This window comes from Streptomyces sp. NPDC015242 (assembly GCF_043079125.1).
Lineage (GTDB): Bacteria > Actinomycetota > Actinomycetes > Streptomycetales > Streptomycetaceae > Streptomyces.
This window is the reverse complement of the sequence record NZ_JBIBUF010000002.1, coordinates 933527-960413: the sequence shown is the minus strand read 5'-3', so window position 1 is coordinate 960413 and position 26887 is coordinate 933527. Positions and strand designations below refer to the sequence as shown.

General features: G+C 73.4%; 24 protein-coding genes and 1 pseudogene. 21 read left to right on the top strand and 4 right to left on the bottom strand.

The features are described 5' to 3' along the window. Positions 1–178: 178 nt before the first annotated feature. Together sucC and sucD are read left to right on the top strand one after the other, a co-directional pair. Entirely contained in the window at positions 179–1360 is a 1182-nt protein-coding gene (gene sucC, locus ACF07N_RS09825; protein WP_333932617.1) for an ADP-forming succinate--CoA ligase subunit beta, read from the top strand. Between the two features lie 21 nt (positions 1361–1381). Continuing rightward, a complete protein-coding gene (gene sucD, locus ACF07N_RS09820; RefSeq protein ID WP_094054536.1) occupies positions 1382–2266 on the top strand; it encodes a succinate--CoA ligase subunit alpha in 885 nt (294 codons plus the stop codon). 182 nt (positions 2267–2448) lie between these two features. On the opposite strand, the gene ACF07N_RS09815 is transcribed toward sucD, so the two are convergent. Beyond that, positions 2449–3315, bottom strand: a complete 867-nt coding sequence (locus ACF07N_RS09815) for a sigma factor-like helix-turn-helix DNA-binding protein (RefSeq protein WP_392111114.1) — start codon at positions 3313–3315, stop codon at positions 2449–2451. A gap of 504 nt (positions 3316–3819) precedes the next feature. Beyond that, positions 3820–3978 (bottom strand): annotated as a pseudogene (locus ACF07N_RS09810) (helix-turn-helix domain-containing protein); the annotation flags it as partial. A gap of 132 nt (positions 3979–4110) precedes the next feature. On the opposite strand from ACF07N_RS09810, the gene ACF07N_RS09805 reads away from it, so the two are divergent. After that, positions 4111–6372 (top strand): DUF6350 family protein, encoded by a 2262-nt coding sequence (locus ACF07N_RS09805; RefSeq protein WP_392111111.1) that lies wholly within the window; start codon positions 4111–4113, stop codon positions 6370–6372. Positions 6373–6397: 25 nt separating this feature from the next. Here the strand turns inward: ACF07N_RS09805 and ACF07N_RS09800 are convergent, their stop codons facing one another. Next, a complete protein-coding gene (locus ACF07N_RS09800; RefSeq protein WP_392110403.1) occupies positions 6398–7180 on the bottom strand; it encodes a hypothetical protein in 783 nt (260 codons plus the stop codon). A gap of 304 nt (positions 7181–7484) precedes the next feature. On the opposite strand from ACF07N_RS09800, the gene purN reads away from it, so the two are divergent. From purN to ACF07N_RS09710, 18 genes are all read left to right on the top strand, one after another. After that, a complete protein-coding gene (gene purN / locus ACF07N_RS09795; RefSeq protein WP_392110400.1) occupies positions 7485–8123 on the top strand; it encodes a phosphoribosylglycinamide formyltransferase in 639 nt (212 codons plus the stop codon). Beyond that, the gene (gene purH, locus ACF07N_RS09790) at positions 8120–9682 is read left to right on the top strand and encodes a bifunctional phosphoribosylaminoimidazolecarboxamide formyltransferase/IMP cyclohydrolase (protein ID WP_392110397.1); all 1563 of its coding nucleotides are present in this window, start codon (positions 8120–8122) and stop codon (positions 9680–9682) included. The genes purN and purH overlap by 4 nt, the downstream gene beginning before the upstream one ends. 194 nt (positions 9683–9876) lie before the next feature. After that, entirely contained in the window at positions 9877–10536 is a 660-nt protein-coding gene (locus ACF07N_RS09785; protein ID WP_392110394.1) for a ScbR family autoregulator-binding transcription factor, read from the top strand. Positions 10537–10748: 212 nt separating this feature from the next. Further along, on the top strand, positions 10749–11678 hold the full coding sequence (locus ACF07N_RS09780) for a helix-turn-helix transcriptional regulator (protein ID WP_383324988.1): 930 nt from the start codon (positions 10749–10751) through the stop codon (positions 11676–11678). After that, the gene (locus ACF07N_RS09775; RefSeq protein WP_392110390.1) at positions 11675–12496 is read left to right on the top strand and encodes an MBL fold metallo-hydrolase; all 822 of its coding nucleotides are present in this window, start codon (positions 11675–11677) and stop codon (positions 12494–12496) included. Before ACF07N_RS09780 ends, ACF07N_RS09775 begins: the two co-directional genes overlap by 4 nt. Positions 12497–12766: 270 nt before the next feature. Then, positions 12767–13288 carry a flavin reductase family protein gene (locus ACF07N_RS09770; protein WP_383324983.1) on the top strand — a complete coding sequence of 174 codons (522 nt, stop codon included), beginning with the start codon at positions 12767–12769 and terminating at the stop codon, positions 13286–13288. Positions 13289–13317: 29 nt separating this feature from the next. Then, positions 13318–14439 (top strand): Gfo/Idh/MocA family protein, encoded by a 1122-nt coding sequence (locus ACF07N_RS09765; protein WP_392110387.1) that lies wholly within the window; start codon positions 13318–13320, stop codon positions 14437–14439. Positions 14440–14544: 105 nt separating this feature from the next. Continuing rightward, positions 14545–15693, top strand: coding sequence for an LLM class flavin-dependent oxidoreductase (locus tag ACF07N_RS09760; protein WP_392110385.1), 1149 nt, complete (start codon positions 14545–14547; stop codon positions 15691–15693). A 213-nt stretch (positions 15694–15906) separates the two neighbouring features. After that, positions 15907–16563 carry an AAA family ATPase gene (locus tag ACF07N_RS09755; protein WP_392110382.1) on the top strand — a complete coding sequence of 219 codons (657 nt, stop codon included), beginning with the start codon at positions 15907–15909 and terminating at the stop codon, positions 16561–16563. Between the two features lie 47 nt (positions 16564–16610). Then, positions 16611–17408 carry an ATP-binding protein gene (locus tag ACF07N_RS09750; protein ID WP_094054547.1) on the top strand — a complete coding sequence of 266 codons (798 nt, stop codon included), beginning with the start codon at positions 16611–16613 and terminating at the stop codon, positions 17406–17408. A gap of 113 nt (positions 17409–17521) precedes the next feature. Continuing rightward, complete coding sequence (locus tag ACF07N_RS09745) at positions 17522–18991, top strand: MFS transporter (protein ID WP_392110379.1); 1470 nt, start codon at positions 17522–17524, stop codon at positions 18989–18991. A gap of 121 nt (positions 18992–19112) precedes the next feature. After that, the gene (locus ACF07N_RS09740) at positions 19113–20048 is read left to right on the top strand and encodes an AvrD family protein (RefSeq protein WP_392110376.1); all 936 of its coding nucleotides are present in this window, start codon (positions 19113–19115) and stop codon (positions 20046–20048) included. 115 nt (positions 20049–20163) lie between these two features. Continuing rightward, complete coding sequence (locus tag ACF07N_RS09735; RefSeq protein WP_383324962.1) at positions 20164–21177, top strand: beta-ketoacyl-ACP synthase III; 1014 nt, start codon at positions 20164–20166, stop codon at positions 21175–21177. 52 nt (positions 21178–21229) lie between these two features. Further along, the gene (locus tag ACF07N_RS09730) at positions 21230–21493 is read left to right on the top strand and encodes an acyl carrier protein (protein ID WP_383324959.1); all 264 of its coding nucleotides are present in this window, start codon (positions 21230–21232) and stop codon (positions 21491–21493) included. Further along, positions 21483–22241 carry an HAD family hydrolase gene (locus tag ACF07N_RS09725; protein WP_392110371.1) on the top strand — a complete coding sequence of 253 codons (759 nt, stop codon included), beginning with the start codon at positions 21483–21485 and terminating at the stop codon, positions 22239–22241. The genes ACF07N_RS09730 and ACF07N_RS09725 overlap by 11 nt, the downstream gene beginning before the upstream one ends. 76 nt (positions 22242–22317) lie before the next feature. Further along, entirely contained in the window at positions 22318–23337 is a 1020-nt protein-coding gene (locus ACF07N_RS09720) for an NADP-dependent oxidoreductase (protein WP_392110368.1), read from the top strand. A gap of 132 nt (positions 23338–23469) precedes the next feature. After that, positions 23470–24519, top strand: a complete 1050-nt coding sequence (locus ACF07N_RS09715; protein WP_392110365.1) for a ScbA/BarX family gamma-butyrolactone biosynthesis protein — start codon at positions 23470–23472, stop codon at positions 24517–24519. 13 nt (positions 24520–24532) lie between these two features. Then, on the top strand, positions 24533–25294 hold the full coding sequence (locus ACF07N_RS09710; RefSeq protein WP_392110362.1) for an HAD-IA family hydrolase: 762 nt from the start codon (positions 24533–24535) through the stop codon (positions 25292–25294). On the opposite strand, the gene ACF07N_RS09705 is transcribed toward ACF07N_RS09710, so the two are convergent. Continuing rightward, positions 25263–26828 carry a protein kinase gene (locus ACF07N_RS09705; protein ID WP_392110359.1) on the bottom strand — a complete coding sequence of 522 codons (1566 nt, stop codon included), beginning with the start codon at positions 26826–26828 and terminating at the stop codon, positions 25263–25265. The two genes, ACF07N_RS09710 and ACF07N_RS09705, sit on opposite strands and share 32 nt — an antisense overlap. Positions 26829–26887: the final 59 nt, after the last annotated feature.

Sequence of the window (26887 nt, the reverse complement as noted above, 5' to 3'; positions counted from 1 at the left end):
CAGGTGTGACCCTCGATTTAGAGGCCCCCCGGAAGCAGCGATAACCTGCGAGACGGACATGCCGCGCGCTCGGACACCGTGTGCGCCTCCCTTGTGACAGACAGCGGACGTCACGTTGCCCTCGCGGCACGCCCACGCAGACAACGAACCGCGAGATCACTGATAGGGACGGAAGCGCGTGGACCTGTTCGAGTACCAGGCGAGGGACCTCTTCGCCAAGCACGATGTACCGGTGCTGGCCGGTGAAGTCATCGACACGCCTGAGGCGGCCCGCGCAGCCACCGAGCGCCTCGGTGGCAAGTCCGTCGTCAAGGCCCAGGTGAAGGTCGGCGGCCGCGGCAAGGCCGGTGGCGTCAAGCTCGCCGCCACCCCCGACGAGGCGGTCGAGCACGCGACCAACATCCTCGGCATGGACATCAAGGGCCACACGGTCCACAAGGTGATGATCGCCGAGACGGCCCCGGAGATCGTCGAGGAGTACTACGTCTCCTTCCTCCTGGACCGTGCCAACCGCACCTTCCTCTCCATCGCGTCCGTCGAGGGCGGCATGGAGATCGAGGAGGTGGCGGCCACCCGCCCCGAGGCCGTCGCCAAGACGCCGATCGACGCCAACGAGGGCGTGACCGAGGAGAAGGCGCGCGAGATCGTCGCGGCCGCCAAGTTCCCGGCCGAGGTCGCCGACAAGGTCGTCAACGTCCTGGTCAAGCTGTGGGACACCTTCATCAAGGAGGACGCCCTCCTGGTCGAGGTCAACCCGCTGGCCAAGGTCGCCTCCGGTGACGTCATCGCCCTGGACGGCAAGGTCTCCCTGGACGAGAACGCCGAGTTCCGCCAGCCGGAGCACGAGGCCCTCCAGGACAAGGACGCGGCCAACCCGCTCGAGGCCGCCGCCAAGGCCAAGAACCTCAACTACGTCAAGCTCGACGGCGAGGTCGGCATCATCGGCAACGGCGCGGGTCTCGTCATGAGCACCCTGGACGTCGTCGCCTACGCCGGTGAGAAGCACGGCGGCGTCAAGCCCGCCAACTTCCTCGACATCGGTGGCGGCGCCTCCGCCGCCGTCATGGCGAACGGCCTGGAGATCATCCTCGGCGACCCGGACGTCAAGTCCGTGTTCGTCAACGTCTTCGGCGGCATCACCGCCTGTGACGAGGTCGCCAACGGCATCGTCCAGGCGCTGCAGCTGCTCAAGGACAAGGGCGAGGACGTCACCAAGCCGCTCGTCGTCCGTCTGGACGGCAACAACGCCGAGCTGGGTCGCAAGATCCTCTCCGACGCCAACCACCCGCTGGTCCAGCGCGTGGACACCATGGACGGCGCGGCCGACAAGGCCGCCGAGCTCGCGGCTGCTGCGAAGTAAGGGACGAGGGACTACACAGCCATGGCTATCTTCCTCAACAAGGACAGCAAGGTCATCGTCCAGGGCATGACCGGTGCCACGGGCATGAAGCACACCAAGCTCATGCTGGCCGACGGCACGAACATCGTCGGTGGCGTGAACCCGCGCAAGGCGGGCACGACCGTCGACGTCGACGGCACCGAGATCCCGGTCTTCGGCACGGTCGCCGAGGCGATCGAGAAGACGGGCGCGAACGTATCCGTCCTCTTCGTCCCGCCGGCCTTCGCCAAGGCCGCCGTCGTCGAGGCCATCGACGCCGAGATCCCGCTCGCGGTCGTCATCACCGAGGGCATCGCCGTCCACGACTCGGCCGCGTTCTACGCCTACGCCGTGTCCAAGGGCAACAAGACCCGGATCATCGGCCCGAACTGCCCCGGTCTCATCACCCCGGGCCAGTCCAACGCCGGCATCATCCCGGGCGACATCACCAAGCCGGGCCGCATCGGCCTGGTCTCGAAGTCCGGCACGCTGACGTACCAGATGATGTACGAGCTGCGGGACATCGGCTTCTCCTCCGCCGTCGGCATCGGTGGCGACCCGGTCATCGGCACCACGCACATCGACGCCCTGGCCGCGTTCGAGGCCGACCCCGACACCGACCTGATCGTCATGATCGGTGAGATCGGCGGCGACGCCGAGGAGCGGGCCGCGGCCTTCATCAAGGAGAACGTGAAGAAGCCGGTCGTCGGCTACGTCGCGGGCTTCACCGCGCCCGAGGGCAAGACCATGGGCCACGCCGGCGCCATCGTCTCCGGTTCCTCCGGCACGGCCGCCGCGAAGAAGGAGGCCCTCGAGGCCGCCGGCGTCAAGGTCGGCAAGACGCCGACCGAGACGGCCAAGCTGGCGCGCGAGATCCTCGCCGGCTGACACACCGGCTGACACACTCCGGACTCCGTCCGACCGTGGGCCCGCCCCCCCCCCGCACGGGGGGGCGGGCCCACGGCCGTTCCCGCCCGGCCTTCGCCTCGTCCCGGCCTCCGCCTTCTCCCGCCTTCCGGCTGCCGCCCTCTCCCGCCTTCCGCCCTGCTCCGCCTTCCGCCCTCCGTCGGTCAGCGAGGCTGCGGCAGCAACCGCTCCGGTCCCTTCAGGGGCTGCTCGCGCAGCTTCGAGCGCAGTTCGCGCTCCGACTCCGACAGTGGCCCGGGTGCGACCGGCGGCGGGACGCCCTGGACGGTCTCGCCCTGCGGGACGGGGGGCTCGTAGTGCGTGGGTGCGGTGCGCACGGTCAGGGCCGTGGTGCCGATCAGGGCGACCGTGAAGGCGATGGCGGCCCGGGTCCAGAACCGGGCCCGGCGTTCCCCGCCACGCCGTACCACCTGGGGCTTGGCGGCCCGCAGCCGCTCGATGGAGGCCAGTTCGACCAGCCGCCAGTGCAGTACTTCCGGGTCCGCCAGCTCGGGCAGCCGCTCGGCGACCGCCTGGCGTGCGTGCACGAGCCGGTTCACGGCGGCACGGGTGCTCGCCTCCGTCTCCGCCGCGGTCTCCGGCAGACCGAGCCCGACGCCGTCGTGGAGCAGGAGCGTGCGGCGGTACGACGGGGGCAGCTTCAGCAGGGTGTCCAGCAGCGCGCGGTCGAGCGCGTCCGGGGGCGGCGGTTCCTGGTGCCGGTAACGGGGGCGGAGCCGCTGCCACGGGGAGAGCGCGCACTCGTACGCCGTCGCGCGCACCCAGCTCGACGGGTCTCGGTCCCTCGCGACCTCGGGCCAGCGCTGCCAGGCGATCTGAAACGCCCGTTCGACCGATTCCCGGGCCAGCTCACGGCTTCCGGTCAGCAGGTAGGTCTGCCGGACGAGGGCGGGGGCGCAGAAGGCGTAGAGCGCGTCGAAGGCCTGGTCGGGCGTGAGCGCGGTGGTGGAGTCGTCCGGGAGGTAGGGCCGCGTCGGGCGGGCGGCCGGGCCGGGCCTCGGCTCCAGCACAGGACCGCGGTCCCGGCCGGAAGCGCGGCCCCGGCCGGGACCGGAACCCCGGTGCCCGTCCAGCACGGGAACACGACCCTCATCGAGCACGGGAGCACGGTCCCGGTCGAGCACGGGAGCACGGTCCCGGTCGAGCATGGCTCCGTGGCCCGCCCGGTCGAGCACGGGAACGTGACCGCGGTCGAGCACCGGCCGGTGCCCCCGGTCGGAAACGGCCGCGTGGGGCCGGTCGGGGGCGGGGCCGCGGGAACGGTCGGGGACCGGGCCGCGGCTGTGGCCCGGATCGGCCGCGGTGGCGCGCCGCCGGCCCGAGGCGGACGCGCGACCGCGCCGGCCCGACTGAGCCGCCCGGCCGGCTTGAGGCGTCCGACCGGCCTCGGACGGCTGAGCGTGGTCGGCCGGCCGGGTGACGTCAGCCGCCTCGGCCGACTGCGACTCCCGCGCCGTGCGGGCTGTCTGAGGGGACGTCACCTCCGACTCGGCACACAGCGAGTTCAGTACCTTCGCGTACTTCTCCCCTTTCCGGCCGCGTGGCGTCGAACGGCCGGTCTCCCATCCGCGCACCGTCTCGCTGGTCACGCCCACCCGCGCGGCCAGTTGAGCCCGCGTCAGCGAGGCGGCCTCACGCAGGCGTCGGCGCTCCTTCGGCGGGGGGAGCGGCATGGCAGGGCTCTGAGTCACAGCACGCCCCTCCGTACGGAAAAGTACATAAACGTATATTGAGCGACACCACGGTGGTTCGCCTGTTACGACGGGAAAGCGCGTGTCGTTGGGAGCATGACGGGCGTGATCGAGATGACCGCTCGCCGACGTCCGTCATCGCCCCTGCTCACCCGGATGCGCGACCGTTCGCCCGGACTGGTCGGCGGCCTGGTGGGTGGTGCGGTCGCGGCGGGGCTCGGGCTCGCGGCGTTCGCCGTGCTCGTGACCCTGCTCTGGATCAGCTCGCCGTACCCCGACAGCGGTCCCGGCGGCGCGCTGCACGTCGCCGCGGCCCTGTGGCTGCTGGCCCACGGAGCCGAGCTGATCCGTGCCGACACGCTCTCCGGCACCGCCGCCCCGCTGGGCATGACGCCGCTGCTGCTGCTCGCCGTGCCCGTCTGTCTGCTGCACCGCGCGGCACGGGACGCCACGGACGGCGGGCCCCGGAACGGGGACGCCGACGACGGGTACGGCGTCGTCGAGGTGGGCGCGGAGCCGCCCCTGGTCGCGGCCCGCACCGCCTGGGCGGGCGTCGTCCTCGGCTATCTCGCCGTCGCCGCGCCGGCCGCCCTGTACGCCACCGGTGGTGTGCTGCGGCCGTCGTGGATCTGGGCGGCGGTGTGCGTCCCGGCCGTAGCTGCCGGGGCGGCGGCGCTGGGCGTGTGGTCGGCCTACGGCCGTCCGGGCGGGCCGTTGCGGCGGCTGCTCGGCGTGCTGCCCCGGGGCGTGCGGCCGCTGGTGCTCGCCCCGGACGGAGGTCCGGGCGTGGCCGTCCGGGCCGCGGCGGCCGGGCTGGCCGTGCTGCTCGGCGGGGGGACGCTGCTGGTGGCGGTGTCGCTGGCCGGGCACGGGGCGGGAGCGCAGGCGTCGCTGCTCCGGCTGACCGAGGGGTGGTCGGGGCGGTTCACGGTGCTGCTGCTGTGCGCGGCCCTGCTGCCGAACGCGGCGGTGTGGGGTGCCGCGTACGCCCTGGGGCCCGGGTTCGCCCTCGGCGCCGGGCACGCCGTCAGCCCGCTGGCCTCGGCGCCGGCCCCCTTCCTGCCGCCCTTCCCGCTGCTGGCGGCGGTGCCGGAGGCGGGGGAGGGGACGCCGGTGCACTGGGCGGTGACCGCGGTGCCGTTGGTCGCCGGGGTGATGGTGGGCAGGTGGGTGGCGCGGGCGGCGGTCGCCGGGGAGCGGGGTGGGACCCGGCCGGGCGGGCGGCCGGCCGTGACCTGGTCGGCGGGGCGCACCGCCCGTGCGGCCGGGCTGGCCGCCGTGCTGTGCGCGGCCGTGCTGGCGGGGCTCGCCGCGTTGGCCGGCGGTCCGCTCGGCGTGTCCGTGCTGGCCCGCTTCGGCCCGGTGTGGTGGCAGGTCGGCGGGGCGGCGCTGGCCTGGCTGGCGCTGGTGGCGATCCCGACGGCACTGGCCGTACGGGCCCGGAGCTGCCGGTCGTCACACGACGAGGAGCCGAGGATCGGCCGGCAGCGGGACGACAGGTCCGAGGACGAGCGGGGTCACCGGGGCGGGCGGCTGTGGAAGGGGTTGCGCGGGGGCGGATCCCGTCGCACGGGCACCGACGGCGCCGGGGGAGCCGCGGACCAGGGCGCCCGTGACCGCGCGGAAGAGGCATGGGACGACGACGAGGACCTGGGCACGATGTGGGGAGTGGCCGGGACCCGGGGCGGCGGACCGGACCCGTTCGCGACGGACGACGACTGGGAGACGGCCTGGCCGACCGGCACCCCCGCCGGGCACGACGACCCTCGCACGGGCGGGGCGGGCCCGAACAAGGGCTCCCGGCGTGGCACGTTCGCCTCCGACGAGGAGCCGAGCGGCACGGCTTCTGCCCGCAGCCCCTGGTACGGCGCCTTCTCGGAGGGCGAGGAGCCGGGCGGAACGGGCCCTGCCCGAGGCGCCCCGCGCGGCACCGACTCCGCCGTCGAGGAGCCGGGCGGGACGAGCTCTGCTCGAAGCCTCGGGCGCGGCAGTTTCTCCGCCGTCGAGGAGCCGGGCGGAACGGGCCCTGCTCGAGCCCCTCGTCGCGGCACCGACTCCGCCCTCGATGAGCCGGGCCGAACAGGCCCTGCCCGAGCCCCCAGGCGCGGCACCGACTCCGCCCTCGGGGAGCCGCACGGAAGAAGCCCTGCCCGAGACCCCCGGCGCGGCACCGACTCCGCCGACGAGGAGCCGGGCGGAACGGGCTCCACCGGTGAGGAGCCGGGCGCGGCGGCTGCTGTCGGCGGAGGTCCCGGCGCGGCGGATCACCCACGTGCTCTCGCGCGCGACAGCGCGATCCCCGGCTCCCCGGGCCGGCGCCGCGGGGACGCCTTCGAGCCCTGCGACGTGCCGCCGCCCGAGTCGGGTGGTTCCTGAGGTGCCGGTCCGGGCCGGGGCGGCGTCAGCCGTCCGTGCCCAGGACTCCGCGCAGTTCGTCCGGCAGCAGCTCGGAGCAGGACTGCTTCGCCTCGTTGGTCAGGGCGTCGTTGGTGCACGTGTAGTAGTCGCGGTAGACCAGCTGCGCCATGAAGGACGCGGCGACCAGCATGATGGCCAGGGACGCCGTCACCAGGCCGCTCACCGCCGCCGTCGTCTGCGGGCGGCCCTGCTGGTCGGCGGCCGGGGTGCCGGGGTCGGGTCTGCGGGGCTTGGCGCGCAGGGAGCTGATGGCCCAGTACAGGGCCAGCGCACCGAGCAGCAGGGCCGCGTACGGCCAGCTGAACAGGGCGAAGAGGAAGGCCCACATGCCCGACATCAGGGCGTAGCGCGCGCGGCGCTGGACGGGGTCCGTCGGGTCCCAGCGCATGTTCGGGCCGCCGCCGCCCTGGGGGCCGCCCTGGCCTTCGGGGCCGCTGCGCGGGCGGTCACCGAAGCCGCCGGGGGAGCGGCCGGGCTGCCGGTCGCTCCACTGACTGCCCCACGGGGAACGGTCACGCTCTCCGTCGTTCTGCGCCCCGTCACCGGAGGGGCGGCGCGGCTGCCAGGGCCGGTCCGGCGTGCCCTCGGGCGGCGGCGCGAAGGGGTTGTCCTCCTGGGATCCGCGTCCTCGCCCGCCCCGGTCGCCGCCGTCCGACGGCGCGTCGGGCGGTGAGCCGGGGCGCTCCCGCAGCAGCACGGCGCCGCGCTCCCCTCCCTGCGGCGACAGCTGGGGGAACGTGAGGAGTCGCGGGCTGCGGTCCGGCATCAAGTGAGCGTCTTCCCGTGGGTGAGTAGGACTGGCTGGACAGGACGGGGCGGTGTCGGATCCGGGTCCGTCACCTCCTGAACGCTCCGCGTCCGGACGGCGTTCCCGAGGCCGGCCCCGCCCAGACGCTACCTTCCGGCCATGCCCCCGTCCCGTGGGGGCCGTCCGGTGTGCCGGTATCGTTGCTGACGGTCGGCCGGTTCGTAGGCTTCCCCGTATCCGGGGGCCCGAAGCATTCGTATGAATGCACAAACGCCGGAGCCGGCCACCTGGACAGACGCTCCCCCGAGAAAGGCCCACCACCGTGGCCGCCAAGCCCGTGGCCCCGCGCGCCAAGCGCCTCGTCGTGCTGGTCTCCGGATCCGGCACCAACCTGCAGGCGCTGCTCGACGAGATCGCCGCCACCGGGACGCAGGAGTACGGGGCCGAGATCGTGGCCGTCGGCGCCGACCGCGAGGGCATCGAGGGGCTGGCCCGCGCCGAGCGCGCCGGGCTGCCGACCTTCGTGTGCAAGGTCAGGGACCACGGCAGCCGCGAGGAGTGGGACGCCGCGCTCGCCGAGGCCGTCGCCGCCTTCGAGCCCGACCTGGTCATCTCGGCCGGCTTCATGAAGATCGTCGGCAAGGAGTTCCTCGCCCGGTTCGGCGGGCGGTTCGTCAACACCCACCCGGCCCTGCTGCCCAGTTTCCCGGGGGCCCACGGCGTGCGGGACGCGCTCGCGTACGGCGCCAAGGTCACCGGCTGCACCGTCCACTTCGTCGACGACGGCGTCGACACCGGCCCGATCATCGCCCAGGGCGTGGTCGAGGTCCGGGACGAGGACGACGAGAGCGCTCTGCACGAGCGCATCAAGGAAGTCGAGCGAAGGCTGCTCGTCGAGGTCGTGGGGCGGCTCGCCCGCAACGGCTATCGCATTGAGGGACGAAAGGTAGTTATCCAGTGACCGCCGAGAGCAACAAGCGGCCCCTTCGCCGGGCGCTCGTCAGCGTCTACGACAAGACCGGGCTGGAGGACCTCGCGCGCGGGCTCCACGAGGCCGGGGTCGAGCTCGTCTCCACGGGCTCGACCGCCGCGAAGATCGCCGCTGCCGGCGTCCCCGTCACCAAGGTCGAGGAGCTCACCGGCTTCCCCGAGTGCCTGGACGGCCGGGTGAAGACGCTGCACCCGCGCGTGCACGCCGGCATCCTCGCCGACCTGCGCCTGGACAGCCACCGCGAGCAGCTCGCCGAGCTGGGCGTCGAGCCGTTCGACCTCGTCGTCGTCAACCTCTACCCGTTCCGGGAGACCGTCGCCTCCGGCGCGTCGCCCGACGAGTGCGTGGAGCAGATCGACATCGGCGGTCCCTCGATGGTCCGCGCCGCCGCCAAGAACCACCCCTCGGTCGCGGTCGTCACCAGCCCGGCCCGCTATGCCGACGTCCTGTCCGCCGCGCGGAACGGCGGCTTCGACCTCGCCACCCGCAAGCGGCTCGCCGCCGAGGCCTTCCAGCACACGGCCGCCTACGACGTGGCCGTCGCCTCCTGGTTCGCCTCCTCCTACGCGCCGGTCGACGAGTCGCAGTTCCCCGACTTCCTCGGCGCCACCTGGGAGCGCGAGCACACCCTGCGCTACGGCGAGAACCCGCACCAGCCCGCCGCGCTCTACGTCTCCGGCACCGGTGGCCTCGCCGAGGCCGAGCAGCTGCACGGCAAGGAGATGTCGTACAACAACTACACGGACACGGACGCCGCCCGCCGTGCCGCGTACGACCACGCCGAGCCGTGCGTCGCGATCATCAAGCACGCCAACCCCTGCGGCATCGCGATCGGCGCGGACGTCGCCGAGGCGCACCGCAAGGCGCACGCCTGTGACCCGCTGTCGGCGTTCGGCGGCGTGATCGCGGTCAACCGCCCGGTCAGCAGGGAGCTGGCCGAGCAGGTCGCGGAGATCTTCACCGAGGTCATCGTCGCGCCGGACTACGAGGACGGCGCCCTGGAGGCCCTCACCAAGAAGAAGAACATCCGCGTGCTGCGCTGCCCCGAGGGCCCGGCCGCCCCCGTCGAGGTCAAGCCGATCGACGGCGGCGCGCTGCTGCAGGTCACCGACCGGCTCCAGGCCGAGGGCGACGACCCGGCCCACTGGACGCTGGCGACCGGCGAGGCGCTGAGCGAGGCCGAGCTGGCCGAGCTGGCCTTCGCCTGGAAGGCCTGCCGCGCGGTGAAGTCCAACGCGATCCTGCTCGCCAAGGACGGCGCCTCGGTCGGCGTCGGCATGGGGCAGGTCAACCGCGTCGACTCCGCGAAGCTCGCCGTCGAGCGGGCGGGCGCCGAGCGCGCGGCGGGTTCGTACGCCGCCTCCGATGCCTTCTTCCCCTTCCCGGACGGCCTGGAGATCCTCACCGCGGCCGGCGTGAAGGCCGTGGTCCAGCCCGGCGGTTCGGTCCGAGACGAACTGGTCGTCGAGGCCGCGCGCAAGGCGGGCGTCACGATGTACTTCACCGGGACGCGGCACTTCTTCCACTGACCGGCACGGTCCGGCGGAGCGGCCGGGCCCCACGAGCGGCGCCGCGCGGAAAACGCGCGGCGCCGCCCTCGTTTTCCGGTGTGCGCCCCACTTATCGGATCCCCGGACCGCGAGTAACATACAGACTTATCTGTTTCCTGGTGTCCGCCACCCGGTTACCCGCACCCGCCCCCGTCATCTCGGAGATCCCTCACATGCCACGTCAGGAACGCGCCCTGCGGACCAGGGCACTGCTGCTCCGGTCCGCCGCCGAATGCATCAAGGAGCACGGCTACGACGGCTCCAGCACCACGGACGTGCTGCGGCGGGCGGGTGTCACCCGAGGGGCCCTGTACTTCCACTTCCCGTCCAAGGAAGCGCTGGCCGACGCCATCGTCGAGTACCAGATGCCGCTGCTGCGGCCGCTGCCCGGGGACTGTTCCCTGCAAGCCGCGATCGACCTCACGCTCTCCTACGCGCGGATGCTGCAGAAGGACGTGATCCTGCAGGCCGCTGTGCGACTGGCCACCGAGGAGACCTCCTACCAGCCCGGCACCCGCCCCTACCTGTGGTCCCAGCAGAGCGTGGCCGACCTGCTGCACCAGGCCCGCAGCAAGGGCGAACTGCTGCCGCACACCGACCCCGACGAGATCGCGGTGCTGGTCGTGGGGGCCTTCACCGGCATCCAGCTGCTGTCCCAGCTGTCCTGCGGGCGGGCCGACCTGCTGTTCCGCGTGTGCGTGCTGTGGCGCGCCCTGCTGCCCGGGATCGCCGCCCCCGGGCTGCTGCTGCGCCTGCGGACGGACGAGAAGCGGGTGGAGGAACTGGAGCAGGCCGACGCGGCACCCGACCCGGTGCTGCACGACGTGGGGTGACGGAACATGACCCAGGGTGACGCAGCTCACGCGTCCCCCGCCCGTCATTCGATACATGTAGCACCATCGAAATAAACAGGCGAGTATGTTTGTTTACGAGGCCAGGCGGCACGGGGGAGCCGCGTGGACCCGGTGCGACCGTACGTCCCCCTGCTCCGCCATGAACAGAAGGGGAACCGCTACCGATGGGAAACGCTGCTTCCGCCAGGCGCGTGGCACCTCCGCACCTCCTCGAACTCGGCCGGTTCCTGATGGCACGCCGGGCCGAGGTGTCCCCGAACCAGGTCGGTCTGCCGGACGCCGGCAAACGCCGCACCCCGGGGCTGCGCCGGGAGGAGGTCGCGCTGCTCGCCGGCGTCGGCGTCTCCTGGTACACGTGGATCGAGCAGGGCCGTGCCGAGAACGTCTCGGGTGAGGTGCTCGACTCCATCGCCCGGGTGCTCCGCCTCAGTGAGAACCAACGGCTGTATCTGCGCCAGCTCGCCGGGGTACAGGCCGTCCCGCTGCTGCCCGACGCTCCGCCGGAGGCGGAGGCCATGCGCCCGTTCGTGGAGAACTGGTGGCCCAACCCCGCCTACATCGCCGACCACGCCTGGAACGTCGTGGTCGCCAACGCCGCGGCGGAGTCCCTGCTCGGCATGGTCGACGAACACCCGGGTGACGCCCGCCTCGGCGGTGGTGCCGGCACCGGCGTCCTCGGCGGGCGGCGGCCGTACAACATCCTGCGGGAGTTCTTCCTCAACGACGGTGTGCGGTCCGCCTATCCGCTGTGGGAGAAGATCGCCCCGACCGTCGTGGCCCGCTTCCGCAGCCAGGCGGCCCTGCACATCGAGGACGCGGCGATCCCGGCCCTCGTGGAGGAACTGCGGGTGGCCAGCCCCCTGTTCGCGCAGCTGTGGGACCGGCACGAGGTGCTGGAGGACTCCTGCGGCCCCGAGGTGCTCACCCATCCCGCCGTCGGCGACCTGCACTTCACCCGCGCCACGCTCGACTTCACCCGCCGTATCGCCCTGCGGATGACGGTGTTCCTGCCGACCCCCGGCACCGGCACGGAGGCGGCACTGCGCCGGATGTCCCACGTGACGCTGGCGCAGCGGATGAACAGCATGGGCCGCGACGACCTGGTGGGAGGAGCCCGGTGAGCACCGCCGTGAACAGCCACGTGACCGAGCCGGTCCGGGTCCGGCTCGGTACCCACCGGCTGACCTATCTCCCCGACGGCTATGTGCAGTTGCACCCGAGGGCCTGGTTCCCGGACTCACCCGGAGCGTTCTGGGAGGAGCACGGCGGCCACCTGGACGAGGAGGGTTTCCTGCGGGCCTCGGTCGGTGCGCTGCTCGTCGAGTACGAGGACCGGGCCCTGCTCGTCGACACCGGCTTCGGACCGGCCCGCATCCCCGCCGGCCACACCATCCCGCCCCTGGGGCGGATCGAGGGCGGTGGCCTGCCCGACGCCCTCGCCGCGGCGGGGAGCGCCTGGGAGTCGGTGGACACCGTGGCGTTCACGCACCTGCACGACGACCACGTCGGCTGGGCCGGGGACGAGCGGCTGCGCGGCGCCCGGTTCGTGGCCTCGGCCGCCGAATGGCGTGGGGCGCACCGCCGTCCGGCCGGGCAGCCGGTGGCCGTACGCGACGGCCAGGAGGTCTTCCCCGGCGTCACGGCGCTCGCCACGCCGGGGCACACCCCGGGGCACCTCTCGTACGTGATCCGCGGTGGGGCGGACGGGCCCGCGGCCGTGGTGGTCGGCGACGTCCTGCACTCCGCCCTGCAACTGGCCGACCTGACCTGGCGGGCGGCCTCGGACCTCGATCCCGCGGAGGCGGTGCGCAGCCGCCGCAAGGTGGTGGCGGAGCTCTCCCGCCCCGGCACGATCGGCTTCGCCGGTCACTTCTCCGGCGGGGTGTTCGGCCGCCTGGCGGCGTCCGGCGACGGACCGCGGTGGCAGCCGCTGGACTGACGTCCGCCCACTCCACCGCCCACCGGCCCCCGGTCCTTCCACGGACCGGGGGCCGGGCGCGTCTCCCCGCCTCGTGCTTCCCGGCCCCGCGCTGTCCGCCGCCCCGGGTTTCGCCGGGCCGCCGGCGATCCCGGCCCCTCGGGACCCCGCGTTCCGAAGAACCCCGTGAATATTCCCGGGCAGGGACACGTGGCCATTCCCTTCTGTTGGCGCGACCAATATGTTGCCTGCGCACTGGCAGGGCGTACGGCCCCGGCCGAGCCTGAGGGCATGTCCTCAACGGTTGTTCCCCCGATGTCCTGCACGGCACCGGTCGAACCGCGGCGGCTGCGTACCGTCGCCGGACGGTTCACCACCGGAGTGGTGGCCGTGACGGCGCTGCGCGGCTCCGACGGCGCTCCCGCAGGGCTGGCCGTCAACTCGTTCACCTCGGTGTCCCTGGACCCTCCTCTCGTGCTGTTCTGCGTGGCCCGAACGAGCACCAGCTGGCCCGACGTCCGTTCGGCGGACCGGTTCTGCGTGAACATCCTCGGCGCCGCGCAACGCGATCTCAGCACCCGCTTCGCGACCAGCGGCAGCGACAAGTTCGGTGCGGTCTCCTGGACGCCCTCGCCCGGCGGGGCGCCCGTGCTCGACGGCTCGATCGGCTGGATCGAGTGCTCCGTCGAGGAGGAGATACCGGCCGGCGACCACGACGTGGTGATAGCCCGCGTCCACGACCTGGACACCCACCACGAGGACGCGCCGCTGCTGTTCTTCGGCGGCCTGTACGGGCGTTACGCCCAGCTCTGACCCTCCTGACTGGAAAGGACGATGCATTCGTGTTGCACACAGCGGCCCCGCTCGGAGTGGGGATCGTCGGACTGAGCGCGGACGGGGGATGGGGGGCGCGCGGCCACCTGCCCGCCCTGCGCGCCGTCGAAGGCTACGAACTGCGCGCGCTGACGGCCTCCACGCCCGACTCCGCGCGCAAGGCCGCCGCGGCGTTCGGACTGCCCGAGTCGGCCGCGGGGACGGACGCCGCCGAACTCGCGGCCCGGGACGACGTCGACCTGGTGGTGGTCGCCGTCCGCGTGCCCCGCCACCGGGAACTGATCCTGCCCGTCCTGCGGGCCGGCAAGACGGTGCTCAGCGAGTGGCCGCTGGGCAACGGCACGGCCGAGGCCGAGGAACTCGCCGCTCTCGCGGCCGAGGCGGGCGTGCGGACGGCGGTGGGCCTGCAGGCCCGGTCCGCCCCCGTGGTCCGCTACCTGCGTGACCTGGTCGCGGACGGATACGTCGGCGAGGTGCTGTCCACCACGCTGGTGGGGTCCGGCGGTGGCTGGGGCCCGGTGGTGGCCGAGCGCACCGCCTACGTCGCCGACCGCGCCAACGGGGCGACCCTGCTGACCGTCCCGTTCGGGCACACCCTGGACGCGCTGACCATGGTGCTGTCCGGGTTCACGACCCTGACCGCCACCACGGCGACCAGGCGTCCCCGGGTGCGGATCGCCGAGACCGGTGCCCCGCTGCCGATGACCGCCGAGGACCAGATCGCCGTGACCGGGCGCCTGGAGAGCGGGGCGGTCGCGTCCCTGCACTACCGGGGCGGCTCCTCGCGCGGCACCAACCTGCTGTGGGAGATCAACGGCACCGAGGGCGACCTGGTGCTGACCGGTGACTCCGGCCATCTCCAGTTCGGCCAGGCGGAACTGCGCGGCGCGCGGGGCGACCAGCGGGACCTGCGGCCGCTGCCCGTTCCCGAGGACTACCTGCTGCCGGACGGCCTCGACCGCCTCGCGTCGCTCGACGGGCCGGCGGGCGTGGTCGCCCACGCCTACCACCGGTTGCGTGCCGATCTGCGGGACGGCACCTCCGTGGTGCCGGACTTCGCCCACGCCGCCGCCCACCACCGGCTGCTGGACCGCATCACCCGCGCCGCGGAGACCGGCACCGCGCAGTAATCCCGCGCCCCGCCCCCTGCCACCCCCGACCCGGCGGGCCCCGCCGAGAAGCGCACGGCGCCACGGTGCCCACCGCCACCCCCCTCGATCACAGGAGCGTCTTTCATGCACACCGGCTTCGGAGCCTTCCTCTCCCCCCTGCACGCGCCCGGACAGGACCCGCACCTGACCATCCGCCGGGACCTCCAGCTCGTCGAGCACCTCGACGAACTCAACTTCGACGAGTGCTGGTTCGGCGAGCACCACTCCCTGTCCTGGCCCACGGTGGGCGCACCGGAGACGATGATCGCGGCCCTCGCCGAGCGCACCCGGCAGATCAAGCTGGCCAACGGTGTGGTGACGCTGCCCTTCCACCACCCGTTCCACGTCGCCACCCGGGCGATCATGCTGGACCACCTGACGCGCGGCCGGTACATCCTGGGTGTCGGCCCCGGGGCCACCCCCAACGACGCCCACATGCTCGGACTCGACCTCGGCGAGCTGAAGCGCATGGCGCGCGAGGCCATCCCCGCCGTCATGGAACTGGTCAACGGCGAGGAGCGGATCTCGGAGAAGACGGACTGGTACACCCTCCAGGACGCCAAGATGCAGCTGCCGCGCTACAGCAAGCCCGGCATCGAGATCGCCGTCTCCAGCGTCGGCACCCCCAACAGTCCCCAGATCGCGGGGAAGTACGGACTCGGCCTGCTGTCGTTCGGCGCCCCGCCGCCCGGCTGGCCGGCCGTCGACCTGGCCCGGCAGTGGAGGTACGCCGAGGAGTCCGCCGAGGAGCACGGGCAGACGGTGGACCGCCGCAACTGGCGCATCGCCGTGCCCCTGCACATCGCCGAGACCCGCGAGGAGGCCTTCCGCGACGCCCGGGAGGGCTTCGGGAAGTGGCTGCACGGCTACTGGGGCGAGGCGGTCGGCGCCGACGTCCTCGGCGGTCTCGACGGTGTGCCGGAGTCCCGGCACCTGGAGGCGACCGTGGAGCAGGGCCGGGCCGTCGTCGGATCGGTGGAGGACGCGGTCGAGGCGATCCGGAACCTCCAGGAGACCACCGGCGGCTTCGGCACGTTCCTCACCTACGTCGTCAACTGGGCCTCCTTCGAGAAGGTCAAGCGCAGTTTCGAACTGCTGGCGACCGAGGTGGCCCCGCGCTTCACCGGCACCGCCGACCGGGGCCTGGAATCGGTGCGGTGGAGCACCGAGAACCGGGCCCTGTTCCCGCACACCGAGCCGCTGCGCACCCGCCTGGCCGCGCACTCCCGCTGACCCGGCCCCCCGTCACCCGTGCCCGGCCCGCCGCTTCACCGGCGGGCCGGGCACACCCGTGTTACGGAATTCTCAATTCCAGCCGCGGTCCCGGGCATATTCCCGTACCGTGTACCGGACTTCCCATTTCCGGATCCGGGCCCATCCTGTTGTTGGTGGCAATAGCGTTGATGGCCACTGGTTCACGTCAAAGTCCCCTGTGATGCTTGATCCGTGACGAAACGAATCGCCGTCGTAGGCGCCTACGGATCGGGAAAGACAACGCTTTCCACGGCGCTCTCGCATCTGACCGGCCTGCCCCGCACCCACGGTTCGCCCATGCGGGAGCCGATCGGGGGCGAGGGCCGCAGCGTGCACAACTGGACCGACGGGCAGCTCATCCAGCTCACCGTGAACCGCTACGCGGAACGGCTGCTCGGCGAGGCCGCCCACCCGGAGGGCTTCGTGTCCGACGGTTCCGTGGTGCACGAGTGGGTGTACGCCAAGCTCCGGCTGGTGGCCGGCTCGTACCCGGGCACCCTCACCCCGCTGGAGGACCGGCACCGTCCCACCACGACGGCCGCGCTCGAAGCGGCCGTGGACGACATCGGCCTGCTGATGAAGCACCACGCCCGCACCGCCTACCAGGCCTTCGTGCACGTGCCGGTGGAGTTCGAGCTGGCACCGGACAACCGCCCGATCAACGAGAACTTCCGGCACCTGTCCGACTCCCTGCTGCTGCCCGCCCTGGAAGCCACGGGCGTTCCCGTGCACACCGTCCACGGCGACGTGGCCGAGCGCCTGGGGCAGACCGTGAAGCACCTGGGGCTCCAGGACGCGACGGTCATGACGGTCGACGAGGCCGCCGAACTCGCCGCGCCCGCCCGCTGAATCCACCCACCGAGCCCCGGGGCTCCCTTCCGCAAAGGTGACCATCTGTGTCCGCGCTCGAAGTACCCAGTTTCAAGGACAATCCCAAGCTGAAGCTCGCCATTTCCGGCACGTATTCGACGGGTAAGTCGACGACGACCGAGGCCCTTTCCATAGCCACCGGAATACCGCGCACCCACGCCAAGACGTCCCGCGAACTGCTGGTGGACCTCGTCCCCGGCAAGACCGTCATGGAACTCAACGCCATGGAACTCGTGAAACTCGGCCTGCGCCGCTTCGAGGAGCGCGTGCACAACGAGTCCAGCGGTGACGCCTTCATCTCGGACGGCGGCGTGTTCCACGAGTGGGTGTACTTCGAGGCGCGGATGCGCGTCGGCATCAACCCCGGCGCCGACTGGTGGTTCAAGGGCATCAAGAAGGTCATGGGCCTGCCGGTGAAGCACTTCTACCAGCGCTACACCGACACCCTGGGCGACATCACCCGCGCCCGCGCCAAGCGGATCTACGACGCCTACGTGCACCTGCCGGTCGAGTTCGACATGGAACCCGACGGCCACCGGCCCGTCTCCGAGAAGTTCCGCCGGCTCTCCGACGACCTGCTCATCGAGGCGCTGGAGCGGATGGACATCCCCTACCGCGTCGTCGGCGGTCCCATCCCGGACCGGATCGAGAAGATCGTCAAGCTCTTCGACCTGCCGGTGGTCGTCCCGATCGAGGAGGCCATCGAGGAGGCGCAGCGCCGCGTCCTGGCCGACATCGAGGACCTCAAGGCCGACGCCCGCTTCCACGAGGCACAGCGCCAGAAGTCGCTGGCCCGGCGCATCGGTTACGCCATGCGCTACTGACCGGCGCCGCGCCCCGTCCCCGGACTCCCCCCACAACCCCCCACGCCCCACCTCCCCTTCCCCACCTCCCTTCCCACCCTCGTCCCCCGACGTCCACCACGAAAGGAACCGGCGTGTCCGGCATCAACTCGGCACGGCCGCGTCATCTGGGCGCGGTGCTCGCACTGCTCGCGTTCGCCCAGATGATCATTGCGATCGACTACAACATCGTCTTCGTCTCCCTGCCGGAGATCGGCGACAAGCTCGGCTTCGGCGCCCAGGACCTCCAGTGGGTGGTCTCCGCCTACGCCGTCGCCTTCGGCGGATTCCTGCTGCTGGGCGGCCGCGCGACCGACCTGTTCGGCCGCAAGCGGATGTTCGTCCTCGGCCTCTTCCTCTACGCGGCGTCCTCCCTCGCGGGCGGTCTCGCCGAGGACCCGTGGCTGCTCATCGCCGCCCGGGCGGTGCAGGGCCTGGGCGGCGCGTTCCTCGCGCCGGCGACCCTGTCCCTCGTCACGACGCTCTTCGCGGAGGGTGCCGAACGCAACCGCGCCCTGTCCGTGTGGGGCGGCGCCGGCGGCTCCGGCATGGTGCTCGGCTCGATCCTCGGCGGGCTGCTGACCGACGCCTTCGGCTGGCCCTCGGTCTTCTACGTCAACGTGCTGCTGGCCGGCGCCGCCATGTTCGTGGCGATGTCCCTGCTGCCCGACGACAAGCCGCAGGCCGGCAGTGGGTTCGACCTGCCCGGCGCGATCACCGGCACCCTCGCCTCCACGCTGTTCGTCTTCGCCCTCGTGCAGGGCCCGGAGGCGGGCTGGGGCTCCGGCCAGGTGCTGGCGGCCCTCGGCGTCGCGGTGCTGACCTTCGCGCTGTTCCTGGTCATCGAGAGCCGCAGCGCGGCCCCGATGGTGCCGCTGCGCCTGTTCGGCAACCGCAACCTGTCCACCGGTGCCGGCATCACGTTCCTGTTCATGGCCACCTTCGGCGCCCTGGCGTACTTCCTCACGCAGTACTGGCAGACCGTGCAGGGCTACAGCGCCTGGACCACCGGCTTCGCCTTCGTGCTGCCGTCCGGCAGCGTGCTGATCGGCACGATCGTGGGCGGCAAGTGGGCCACCAAGTTCGGGGTGCGCAACACCCTGTTCATCGGTCTGACCATGGGCCTGGTGGGCACCGTCGTCCTCGCGCTGACGCTCGGCCAGGACACCTCCTACGGCGTGATCGCGCCGTCGCTGTTCGTCCTCTCGCTCGGCCAGGGCATCGTCTTCACGACGATGTTCGCCGCCGCCACCACCGGCGTCGAGGCGGCGGACCAGGGCATCGGCTCCGGTATCGCCACCACCGGCCAGCAGATCGGCGGCGCCGTCGGCCTCGCCGTGCTGATCGCGATCGCCAACGCCTCGGGCGGCGGCGAGACCAAGGACCTCGGCGAGCTGATGGACGGGGTCACCACGGCCACCTGGGCGATCGCCGTCGGCATCGCGCTCACGTTCCTCGTGGTGCTCAACTTCAAGAAGCCGGCGTCGGGCGACCACGTCGACCCCGCGGAGAGCGAGCCGGTCGCGGGCACCGCTGAGCCCGTCCAGGCCAGCCGGACCGCCTGAACACCGCCCGACCTGGACGTCGGCGATACCCGGTCCACTGTTGCGGAGGGTCCCGGGCATCGCCGTCGCCGTTCAACGGCCGTCACCCCGCCGGGGTGGGGCCGCCTACGAAGGAAACTCTATGACTACGGCAGCACCTCTCGACACCCTGGGCACCGTGGACGACTTCCTCGGCGCCAGGCAGGAACGATTCTTCGGTGAGGGCTTCAAACGCGTGCACCACTCGCTCACCGACCTCACCGTCGACGACCGCGGCATCACCGGCACGGCCGGCCTGGAGATCCCGGGCGCCTGGTCCCGCAAGGGCGACAGCACCCAGCGGCCCCACCTGTCCACCATCGACGTCATGCTCTACGGCGCCCGGCTCGCCGGCCTGCACGCGGCCCACACCCGCGGCCTCGGCCCGCACACGCCGTTCACCGTCCGGTCGCTGACGATCAAGGCCGGGAACAAGCCGCAGGAGGAGGACCTCGACACCTTCGCGGTCTCCGGCCGGCTCCTGGACACCACCGGCGACGGCACCACGACCATGGAATGCCGCGTGGGCCTGCTCACCGTACGCGTGGAGACCACCGCCGGCACCGGCTCGCCGCAGCCGGCCCCCACCCGGTCGGGCACGGCCCACTACGCGGACGCGGACGCGCTCCCGGGGCCCTGGAACGACGCGCCCTTCGGCACCCCGCACCGCGACCGGCGGCAGCTGCTCACCTCCGTCGACGTCCTCCCGGACGCCTCGCTGGCCCGGGCCGACCTCACCCTCGACCCGGACGGGCCGGCGACGATGGTCGACCTGTTCGTCGCCGCCCTCCAGCTCGGCCAGGTCCTGCTCTACTCGCTGGACGGGGTCGCCCGTGCCGACAGCAACACGCTGTGGATGCGGCGCACGGTCATCGGGCCGGCGCCCGAAGCCGGCGCGGCCGGAGCCCGGTTCGAGGTCCGGCTGCGCGAACCGCGGCTGCTGCGCGGCGCCCAGGGCACCTGGCGCAGCGCCGAGATCGCAGCCGACCACGCCGGCCTGCGGCTGAGCTGCTCCGTCGCCCATCTGCTCCCCGCGTGACCGCCCCCGAGCACACCACCCGGAGCCGACCGCTCCCATCCCAGTTCGCGTCCTCGGCCGCAGCCGGACACCACCGGCGCCCGCGGCCCACGGCCCTTCACGGGAGGCGAGAGACATGCCCCTGACCGCCGTACTCACCGGACTCGGCGCCTACCTTCCCCCGCGTCGCGTCAGCAACGAAGAACTCGCGGACCGCTTCGACACCACCGACGAATGGATCACGTCCAGAACCGGCATACGCAGCCGGCGCTGGGCGGACCCGGGCACCTCCACCGGCGACCTCGCCGTGGAGGCCGGACACCGCGCGCTGAAGTCCGCGGGCGTCGACCCCGGGCCGGGCGCCGTCGACCTCGTGGTCCTGGCGACCACCACACCCGACCACCTGTGCCCGGCCACCGCGCCCGACGTCGCGGCCCGGCTCGGCCTCGCCGGCGCGGCGGCGTTCGACATCAGTGCCGTCTGCTCGGGCTTCGTCTACGCGCTGGAGACCGCGGCCAACGCCATCGGCGCCGGTCGGGCGCGGACCGCACTGGTCATCGGCGCCGAGACGTACTCGACGATCCTCAACCCGGCCGACCGCACCACCTCCGTGATCTTCGGGGACGGCGCCGGCGCGGTCGTCCTCACCGCGGGCGAGGCGGACCTGCCCGGCGCCCTGCACGGCTTCGAACTCGGCTCCGACGGCACCCAGAAGGACGTCATCTGCATCCCGGCCGGGGGCTCCCGGCAGCGCGCCGCGCTGACCGAACCCGCCCCGGGCGACGAGTACTTCGCCATGGAGGGCCGCAAGGTCTTCCTCTCGGCCGTGCAGCGCATGAGCGAGTCGTCCGCCGCCCTGCTCGACCGCATCGGCTGGCCCGTCGAGAGCCTCGGCCACCTGGTCGGCCACCAGGCCAACGTCCGCATCCTGCGCGCGGTCGCCGAGCAGCTCGGCGTCCCCGCCGAGCGGGCGGTGGTCAACCTCGACCAGGTCGGCAACACCTCGGCCGCGTCGATCCCCATCGCCCTGGCGGACGCCGCCGCCTCCGACTCCCTCACGGTGGGGGAGCGGGTGCTGCTCACCGCCTTCGGCGGCGGGCTCACCTGGGGCTCCGCGGCCCTCACCTGGCCCGACGTCGTACCCGCCTGACCGAGCCCGGCCCCACCCGCCGGACACCACAGCCCTGAGGAGTGAAGACACCATGACCGCACCCACCACCGCGCCCGGCGACCTGACCGAGGCCGTGCTCGACATCGTCCGCGTCAAGTTCGAGGCCCCGCAGGACACCACCGCCACCACGCCGTACGAGGACATGGAGTTCGACTCCCTCGTCCTGCTGGAACTCGCGGTGCACCTGTCCAAGGTGTACGGGGTCGAGATCGGCGACGACGAGATACTCGACGCCGCCAACGTCGCCGAGACCGCCCGGCTGCTCACCACGAAGGGCGCGCGCCTTGCCCGGTGACGGCCCGGCCGGCGCCGCGGGGGCCGCGTTCTTCGACGTCGACGGCACGCTGACCACCGGGACCACCCTGTTCCGGTTCCTCGAGTACCGCTTCGCCGTCGAAGGACGCCCCCCGCAGGCCTACACGGAGGAACGGCAGCGGCTGCGCGCCATGACCGAGGCCGGTGTCTGCCGGTCACGCACCAACCGCGCGTACTTCGCCAGCTACGCCCGGCTCAGCGTCTCGTACGTGACGGAGCTGGCCGAGGAGTGGTTCCGCGCGGAGCTGGAGGCCGGGGGCTTCCTGCACGACAGCGCCGTCGCCGCGCTGCGCGGGCACCGGGCCGCGGGGGAGCCCGTGGTGCTCGTCTCGGGCTCCTTCCCGGCGCTCCTCGCGCCGCTGGCCCGCCTGCTGGAGGTGGACGCGGTCCTGGCGACGGAGCCCGAGACCCTCCTCGGCCACTACACCGGCGACGCCGCGGTCACGATGATCGGCGCCACCAAGGCGGACGCCGTCCGGGCCTGGTGCGCCGGGCACGGCATCGACCCGGCCGCCGCCACCGCCTACGGCGACCACGTCTCGGACCTGCCCATGCTGCGGGCCACGGGCCGCGGCGTGGTGGTCGGCGGCGACCGGGAACTGCGCGCCGTCGCCGCACGTGAGGGCTGGCGCCTGCTGCCCGCCCCGCCTCCGGCGCCCCCGCTGCGCCTGCCCGAGCCGCTGTGGACGGCCCGGACGCCGTCCGCTCCGGCACGGCGCCCGGCCTGACCACCCCTGTCCCCACCCACCCGAGACGACCCACCCACCCGCCGGCCTCACGGCCCCGCAACGGAAGTGCTCCACCATGCGCGCAGTCGGAATCCTGGAATACGGCGGACCGGACGTGCTGGAGGTCATCGACCGGGGGATACCCGACCCCGGACCCGGAGAGCTGCGCATCCGCGTGGCCGCCGCAGCCGTCAACCCCACCGACCTCATGCTCCGCTCGGGCCGGCTGGCCGCCTACATGGCCGCGTTCGAGCCCCCCTACATCCCCGGCATGGACGTGTCCGGCACCGTCGACGCCGCGGGCGCCGGCACCCTGTTCGCCCTGGGCGACCGGGTCATGGCGTTCGTCGACCCGTTCCGCCCGCAGGGCGGGGCCCAGGCCGAGTACGTCGTCGTCCCCGCCGCCGACACGGTCCTGGTCCCACCGGGCCTCGACCTGCTCGACGCGGCCGGACTTCCGATGAACGCGCTGACGGCCCATCAGGCGCTCGCCCTGCTCGGACTCCGCCGCGGGGCGACCCTGGCCGTCACCGGCGGGGCCGGCGCGCTCGGCGGTTTCGTGATCCAGCTCGCGGTCCACCGCGGCCTGCGCGTGGTCGCCGAGGCGGCCGCGCAGGACGAGCCGCTGCTCAAGCAGCTCGGCGCGGAGATCATCGTGCCGCGGCACGCGGAGCCGACGGACGCGCCGCAGGAGTCCGACGCGGCGGCGGCCTCGCTCGCCGAGCGGTACCGCCGCGCCGTGCCCGAGGGCGTCGACGCGCTGGTGGACGCCGCCGTCCTGGGCACACCGATCCTCGCCGCCGTCCGGGACGGCGGTGCCGTGGCGACCTGCCGCCCGGGCCCGCTGACCCCGCCCCGCGGCATCGTGCGGCACGAACTCAACGTCATGGCCTACCCGGACAAGGCCGCCGCGCTCACCGAACTCGCCGCACTGGCCTGCGAGGGACTGCTCTCGCCGCGCACGGCCGCGGTGCTCACCCCGTCCGCCGCACCGGAGGCCCACCGCCGGCTCGCCGCGGGCGGTGTGCGGGGACGCCAGCTCCTCGTCTTCGACGGGGCGCTCGACGGGCGGCACGACACCGTCACCGGTGCCTGACCGGACGTCACCCCACCACCGGGCCCTGCCGGGGCGACGGCGGTCCCCGCCCCGCCCCCGCCCCGGCAGCCGCCACGCGTTCCGCACCGCGCAGCCCGACCCGAACCGAACCCGCCCGAGGAGGCAACACCCATGACAGACGGGGCCCTTTCCTACGCCCGCACCGTCGATCGCGCCCTCACGCACCGTGCCGCCGTCAGCGAGTGCTTCCTGACCGACGCGGCGCGCACCGGCGAGCGCACCTTCCGGGTCGCGGCCCAGCCGCCCCGCGCGCACCTGTACTACAGCGACCACGTCACGGACGCGCGCACGGCCCCGTCCTACGACCCGCTGCTCGTCCTGGAGATCTTCCGCCAGTCCTGCATCCTCGCCTCGCACGAGTACCTCGCGGCACCGGCGGACAGCAGTTTCGTCTTCGACCGGGGCGCGCTGGAGGTGACCGACCCCGAGGCGCTGCGCGTCGGGGAGCGGCCCGCCGCCGTCACCGTGGAGGGCGAGTTCACCGAGGTCCGGGAGCGGGCCGGCCGGCCCTGCGGCGCCACCGTGGAGGTGCGGGCGTCGGTCGACGGCAGGGCGGCGGCGACCATGCGGCTCGCCTACCGGTGGATTCCGCGCCGGAGCATGCTGCAGCTGCGCTCCCGGGCCAGGGCCGCTCTCGCCTCCACTCCGCACCGCGCGCACCCGCTGGTCAACCGGCTGGCGCCCGAGCAGGTGGGCCGCGAGCTGCCCGCCAACGTCGTCCTGGGGCGGGTGGCCGTGTCCCGCGTCCCGGAGGTGGTGGCGCAGGTGGTCGTCGACCGCGGTCACCCCGCGCTCTTCGACCACCACGTCGACCACATCCCGGGCGCGGTGATGTTCGAGGCGCTCCGGCAGACGGCCACCGCGGCCGCCCGCGAGCTGTGCGGCCCGGACGTCGCTCCGCAGCACCTGGCGCTCACCGGCTGCGACGTGACGTTCGTGAAGTTCGGCGAGTTCGAGCTGCCCACCGACTGCCGGGCCCGGATCGCCGACGGGGCCGGCGGCCGGCCCGTGCTCGACCTGGTCCTGGAACAGGAGGGCGACGTGCTGGCGACGGCGCGGGTGACCCTCGCCGCCCGGGACGGCGTCCTGCGGGAGCGAGGCGGCCACGGCGGCGAGGCCGCGGTGACGGGCGCCCGCCACCGGCTCCTCACCGCGGCCTGACGGGCGGCCCGCCGTGACGACCCCACGCCACGACCACCGCGCACCGGCAGGCGCACCGGAAGGCGACGCGTCGGCCACCACCGTCTGGTTCGACTTCGGCGGTGTCCTGACCCCCACCATGGCCGAGCTGTACGCCCGGTACGCCGAGGAGACCGGCATCTCGCCCGGGCGGCTGCGCCGGGCCGTGGCCGACGTGGGAGCCGACCTCGGCATGCACCCGCTGGCCCCGCTCGAACTGGGCCGGATCAGCGAGGCCGAGTGGGGAGCGAGGGTCCGGGCCGCGCTGCGCGCCCGGCACCCCGGTCTGGACCTCGGCGCCGCACGGCTGGAGCGGTTCGGCGAGCAGTGGCTGGGAGGACGCCCGGGCAACCCGGTGATGGCCGCGGTGGTGCGTGCCGTCCGGGCCGCCGGCCACCCGGTCGGGCTGCTCACCAACAACGTGCCCGAGTGGGAGGGGCACTGGCGGCGCATCACCGCCCCGGCGGGCCCCTTCGACGCTGTCGTGGACTCGTGCCGGGTCGGTGTGCGCAAACCCGACCCGGCCGTCTTCCGCATCGCGGCGGCGACGTCCCCGACCCCCCGCCACGTCCTCGTCGACGACCTCGCGGAGAACTGCGCGGCAGCCGCCGCCGCGGGCTGGCGGACCGTGCGCTTCCGTGACGACGCACAGGCGTCCGGCGAGCTCTCCGCGCTCCTCGGCATCCCGCTGCCCGGCCCCGGCACGCTCTCCGCGACCGGCCCGGTCACCTCCGGCCGGGCGGGGCGTACTCCTTGAGGTAGTGGGCGACGCGGCCGGCGTACTTCCGTACGTCCGGGGGCACGCCGCCCGCCTTGTTCACCGTGCCGAACGACGTGCGGTAGGCGGTCGCGACCAGGACCTGCCGGTCGCCCCTCAGGTCGTCGTGCAGGCGGGGGGCGATCCAGCACAGATAGCGGCCCATCGCCGGGATGGACTCGGCCGGCGGGAAGGGGGGCTGGGGCACGGTCTCCCCGGGGGTGCCGTCCTCGTTCATCCACCAGCGCAGGACGCGCGGGGTCCAGCGGGCGATGCCGTACTCGTCGTTGGCCGGGTCGGACAGATCGGGGTCGAAGTCGCTCTCCACCTTCAGCATGGCGGCGATCAGGGCCGGTGTGACCTCCTGCTGGTCGCAGTCGTGTGCCGTCTCGACGATCAGCAGCCGGTAGGCGGGCGGGATGCCGCGGTCGGTGCGCAGGTCGGAGGCGCCGTACGTGGCGGCGGAGACGTTCGCCGTCGCCCCCGCGCCGTCGCCCCCGCCGCGCGCGCCGTCGCCCCAGACGCTGACGCCATAGGCCAGCGCGGCGACGGCCGTGACGCCGGCGGCGGCGCCCGCCACGACCGAGGCCCGGTGCGGGCGGCGGCGGCCCGGGCGCAGACGGGGCAGGCGGAAGGGGCGCTGCCGGGTGCCGGCGGCCGCCTCGACACGGCGCAGCAGCGCCTCGGCGGTGATGCGGTGCTCGTGGGTGCGGGTGAGGCAGGCGGAGATGATCTCCCGCCAGTCGTCGGTCAGCCGGGGCGACAGACGCAGCTCGTCGGTGCCGCGGGCGTAGGCGGCCGCGGCGTCGCGGCGGGCCGCCGGGGTGGCGCCGGGCAGCGGGAAGGAGTCGGTGAGCACGAGGTGGGCGAGCACACCGAAGGCCCACACGTCGGCGGAGGCGCGGATCCGGCGGCCCCGTTCGCCGATCTCGGTCCACAGCAGCTCGGGCGGGGTGTAGTCCGGGGTGGAGAAGGCCGGTGTGTAGGCGTGGGTGCCCTCCAGTTCGGCGGCCATGTTGAAGTCGGCGAGTCGGACCGAACCGTCCTTCATCAACAGGACGTTGGCCGGCTTCAGATCGCCGTGCACCCAGCCGGCGCCGTGCAACTGGGCCAGTCCCTCGCAGATCTGCGCGAGCAGGGCCGGACCGGCCGCGGGCCGGGGCGTGGCGCCCAGCAGGGCGGACAGCGAGCCCTCGGCGCGCTCCAGGACGAGGACGGTGGCGCCGTCCAGCTCCGGGTGGTCCGGGTCGTCGACGGTCAGCGTCTCGTACATGCGCACCAGCCGCGGATGCCGCAGCCGCCGGTACAGCTCCACCTCGCGCTCGATCAACTCCCCCAGGTGGGCCAGCCGGCGGGGCGTCGCGGTGCCGGTGGGCAGGAACTTCAGGGCGGCCGTGGGCGGCAGCACGTCGCTGTCGCCGATGCGCCGGGCCGTGTACACACTGCCGAAGGCACCGGTCGCGAGGGGCTCGCGCACTTCCCAGACGCCGACCCGGTACCCCCTGGGTACGGGCACGGCGTAGGGCTCGGTCACCGGGTCACCTCGCCCGGCGGAGCGGCCGGTCCGGCGCCGGACGCGGCGCGGACGGAGGA

Bases quoted from the DNA above. Each gene is read 5' to 3' on its own strand.
- sucD (WP_094054536.1), top strand. From the start codon at position 1,382: ATGGCTATCTTCCTCAACAAGGACAGCAAGGTCATCGTCCAGGGCATG.
- ACF07N_RS09805 (WP_392111111.1), top strand. From the start codon at position 4,111: ATGACCGCTCGCCGACGTCCGTCATCGCCCCTGCTCACCCGGATGCGC.
- ACF07N_RS09800 (WP_392110403.1), bottom strand. From the start codon at position 7,180: ATGCCGGACCGCAGCCCGCGACTCCTCACGTTCCCCCAGCTGTCGCCG.
- ACF07N_RS09785 (WP_392110394.1), top strand. From the start codon at position 9,877: ATGCCACGTCAGGAACGCGCCCTGCGGACCAGGGCACTGCTGCTCCGG.
- ACF07N_RS09770 (WP_383324983.1), top strand. From the start codon at position 12,767: ATGTCCTCAACGGTTGTTCCCCCGATGTCCTGCACGGCACCGGTCGAA.
- ACF07N_RS09760 (WP_392110385.1), top strand. From the start codon at position 14,545: ATGCACACCGGCTTCGGAGCCTTCCTCTCCCCCCTGCACGCGCCCGGA.
- ACF07N_RS09740 (WP_392110376.1), top strand. From the start codon at position 19,113: ATGACTACGGCAGCACCTCTCGACACCCTGGGCACCGTGGACGACTTC.
- ACF07N_RS09735 (WP_383324962.1), top strand. From the start codon at position 20,164: ATGCCCCTGACCGCCGTACTCACCGGACTCGGCGCCTACCTTCCCCCG.
- ACF07N_RS09730 (WP_383324959.1), top strand. From the start codon at position 21,230: ATGACCGCACCCACCACCGCGCCCGGCGACCTGACCGAGGCCGTGCTC.
- ACF07N_RS09720 (WP_392110368.1), top strand. From the start codon at position 22,318: ATGCGCGCAGTCGGAATCCTGGAATACGGCGGACCGGACGTGCTGGAG.
- ACF07N_RS09715 (WP_392110365.1), top strand. From the start codon at position 23,470: ATGACAGACGGGGCCCTTTCCTACGCCCGCACCGTCGATCGCGCCCTC.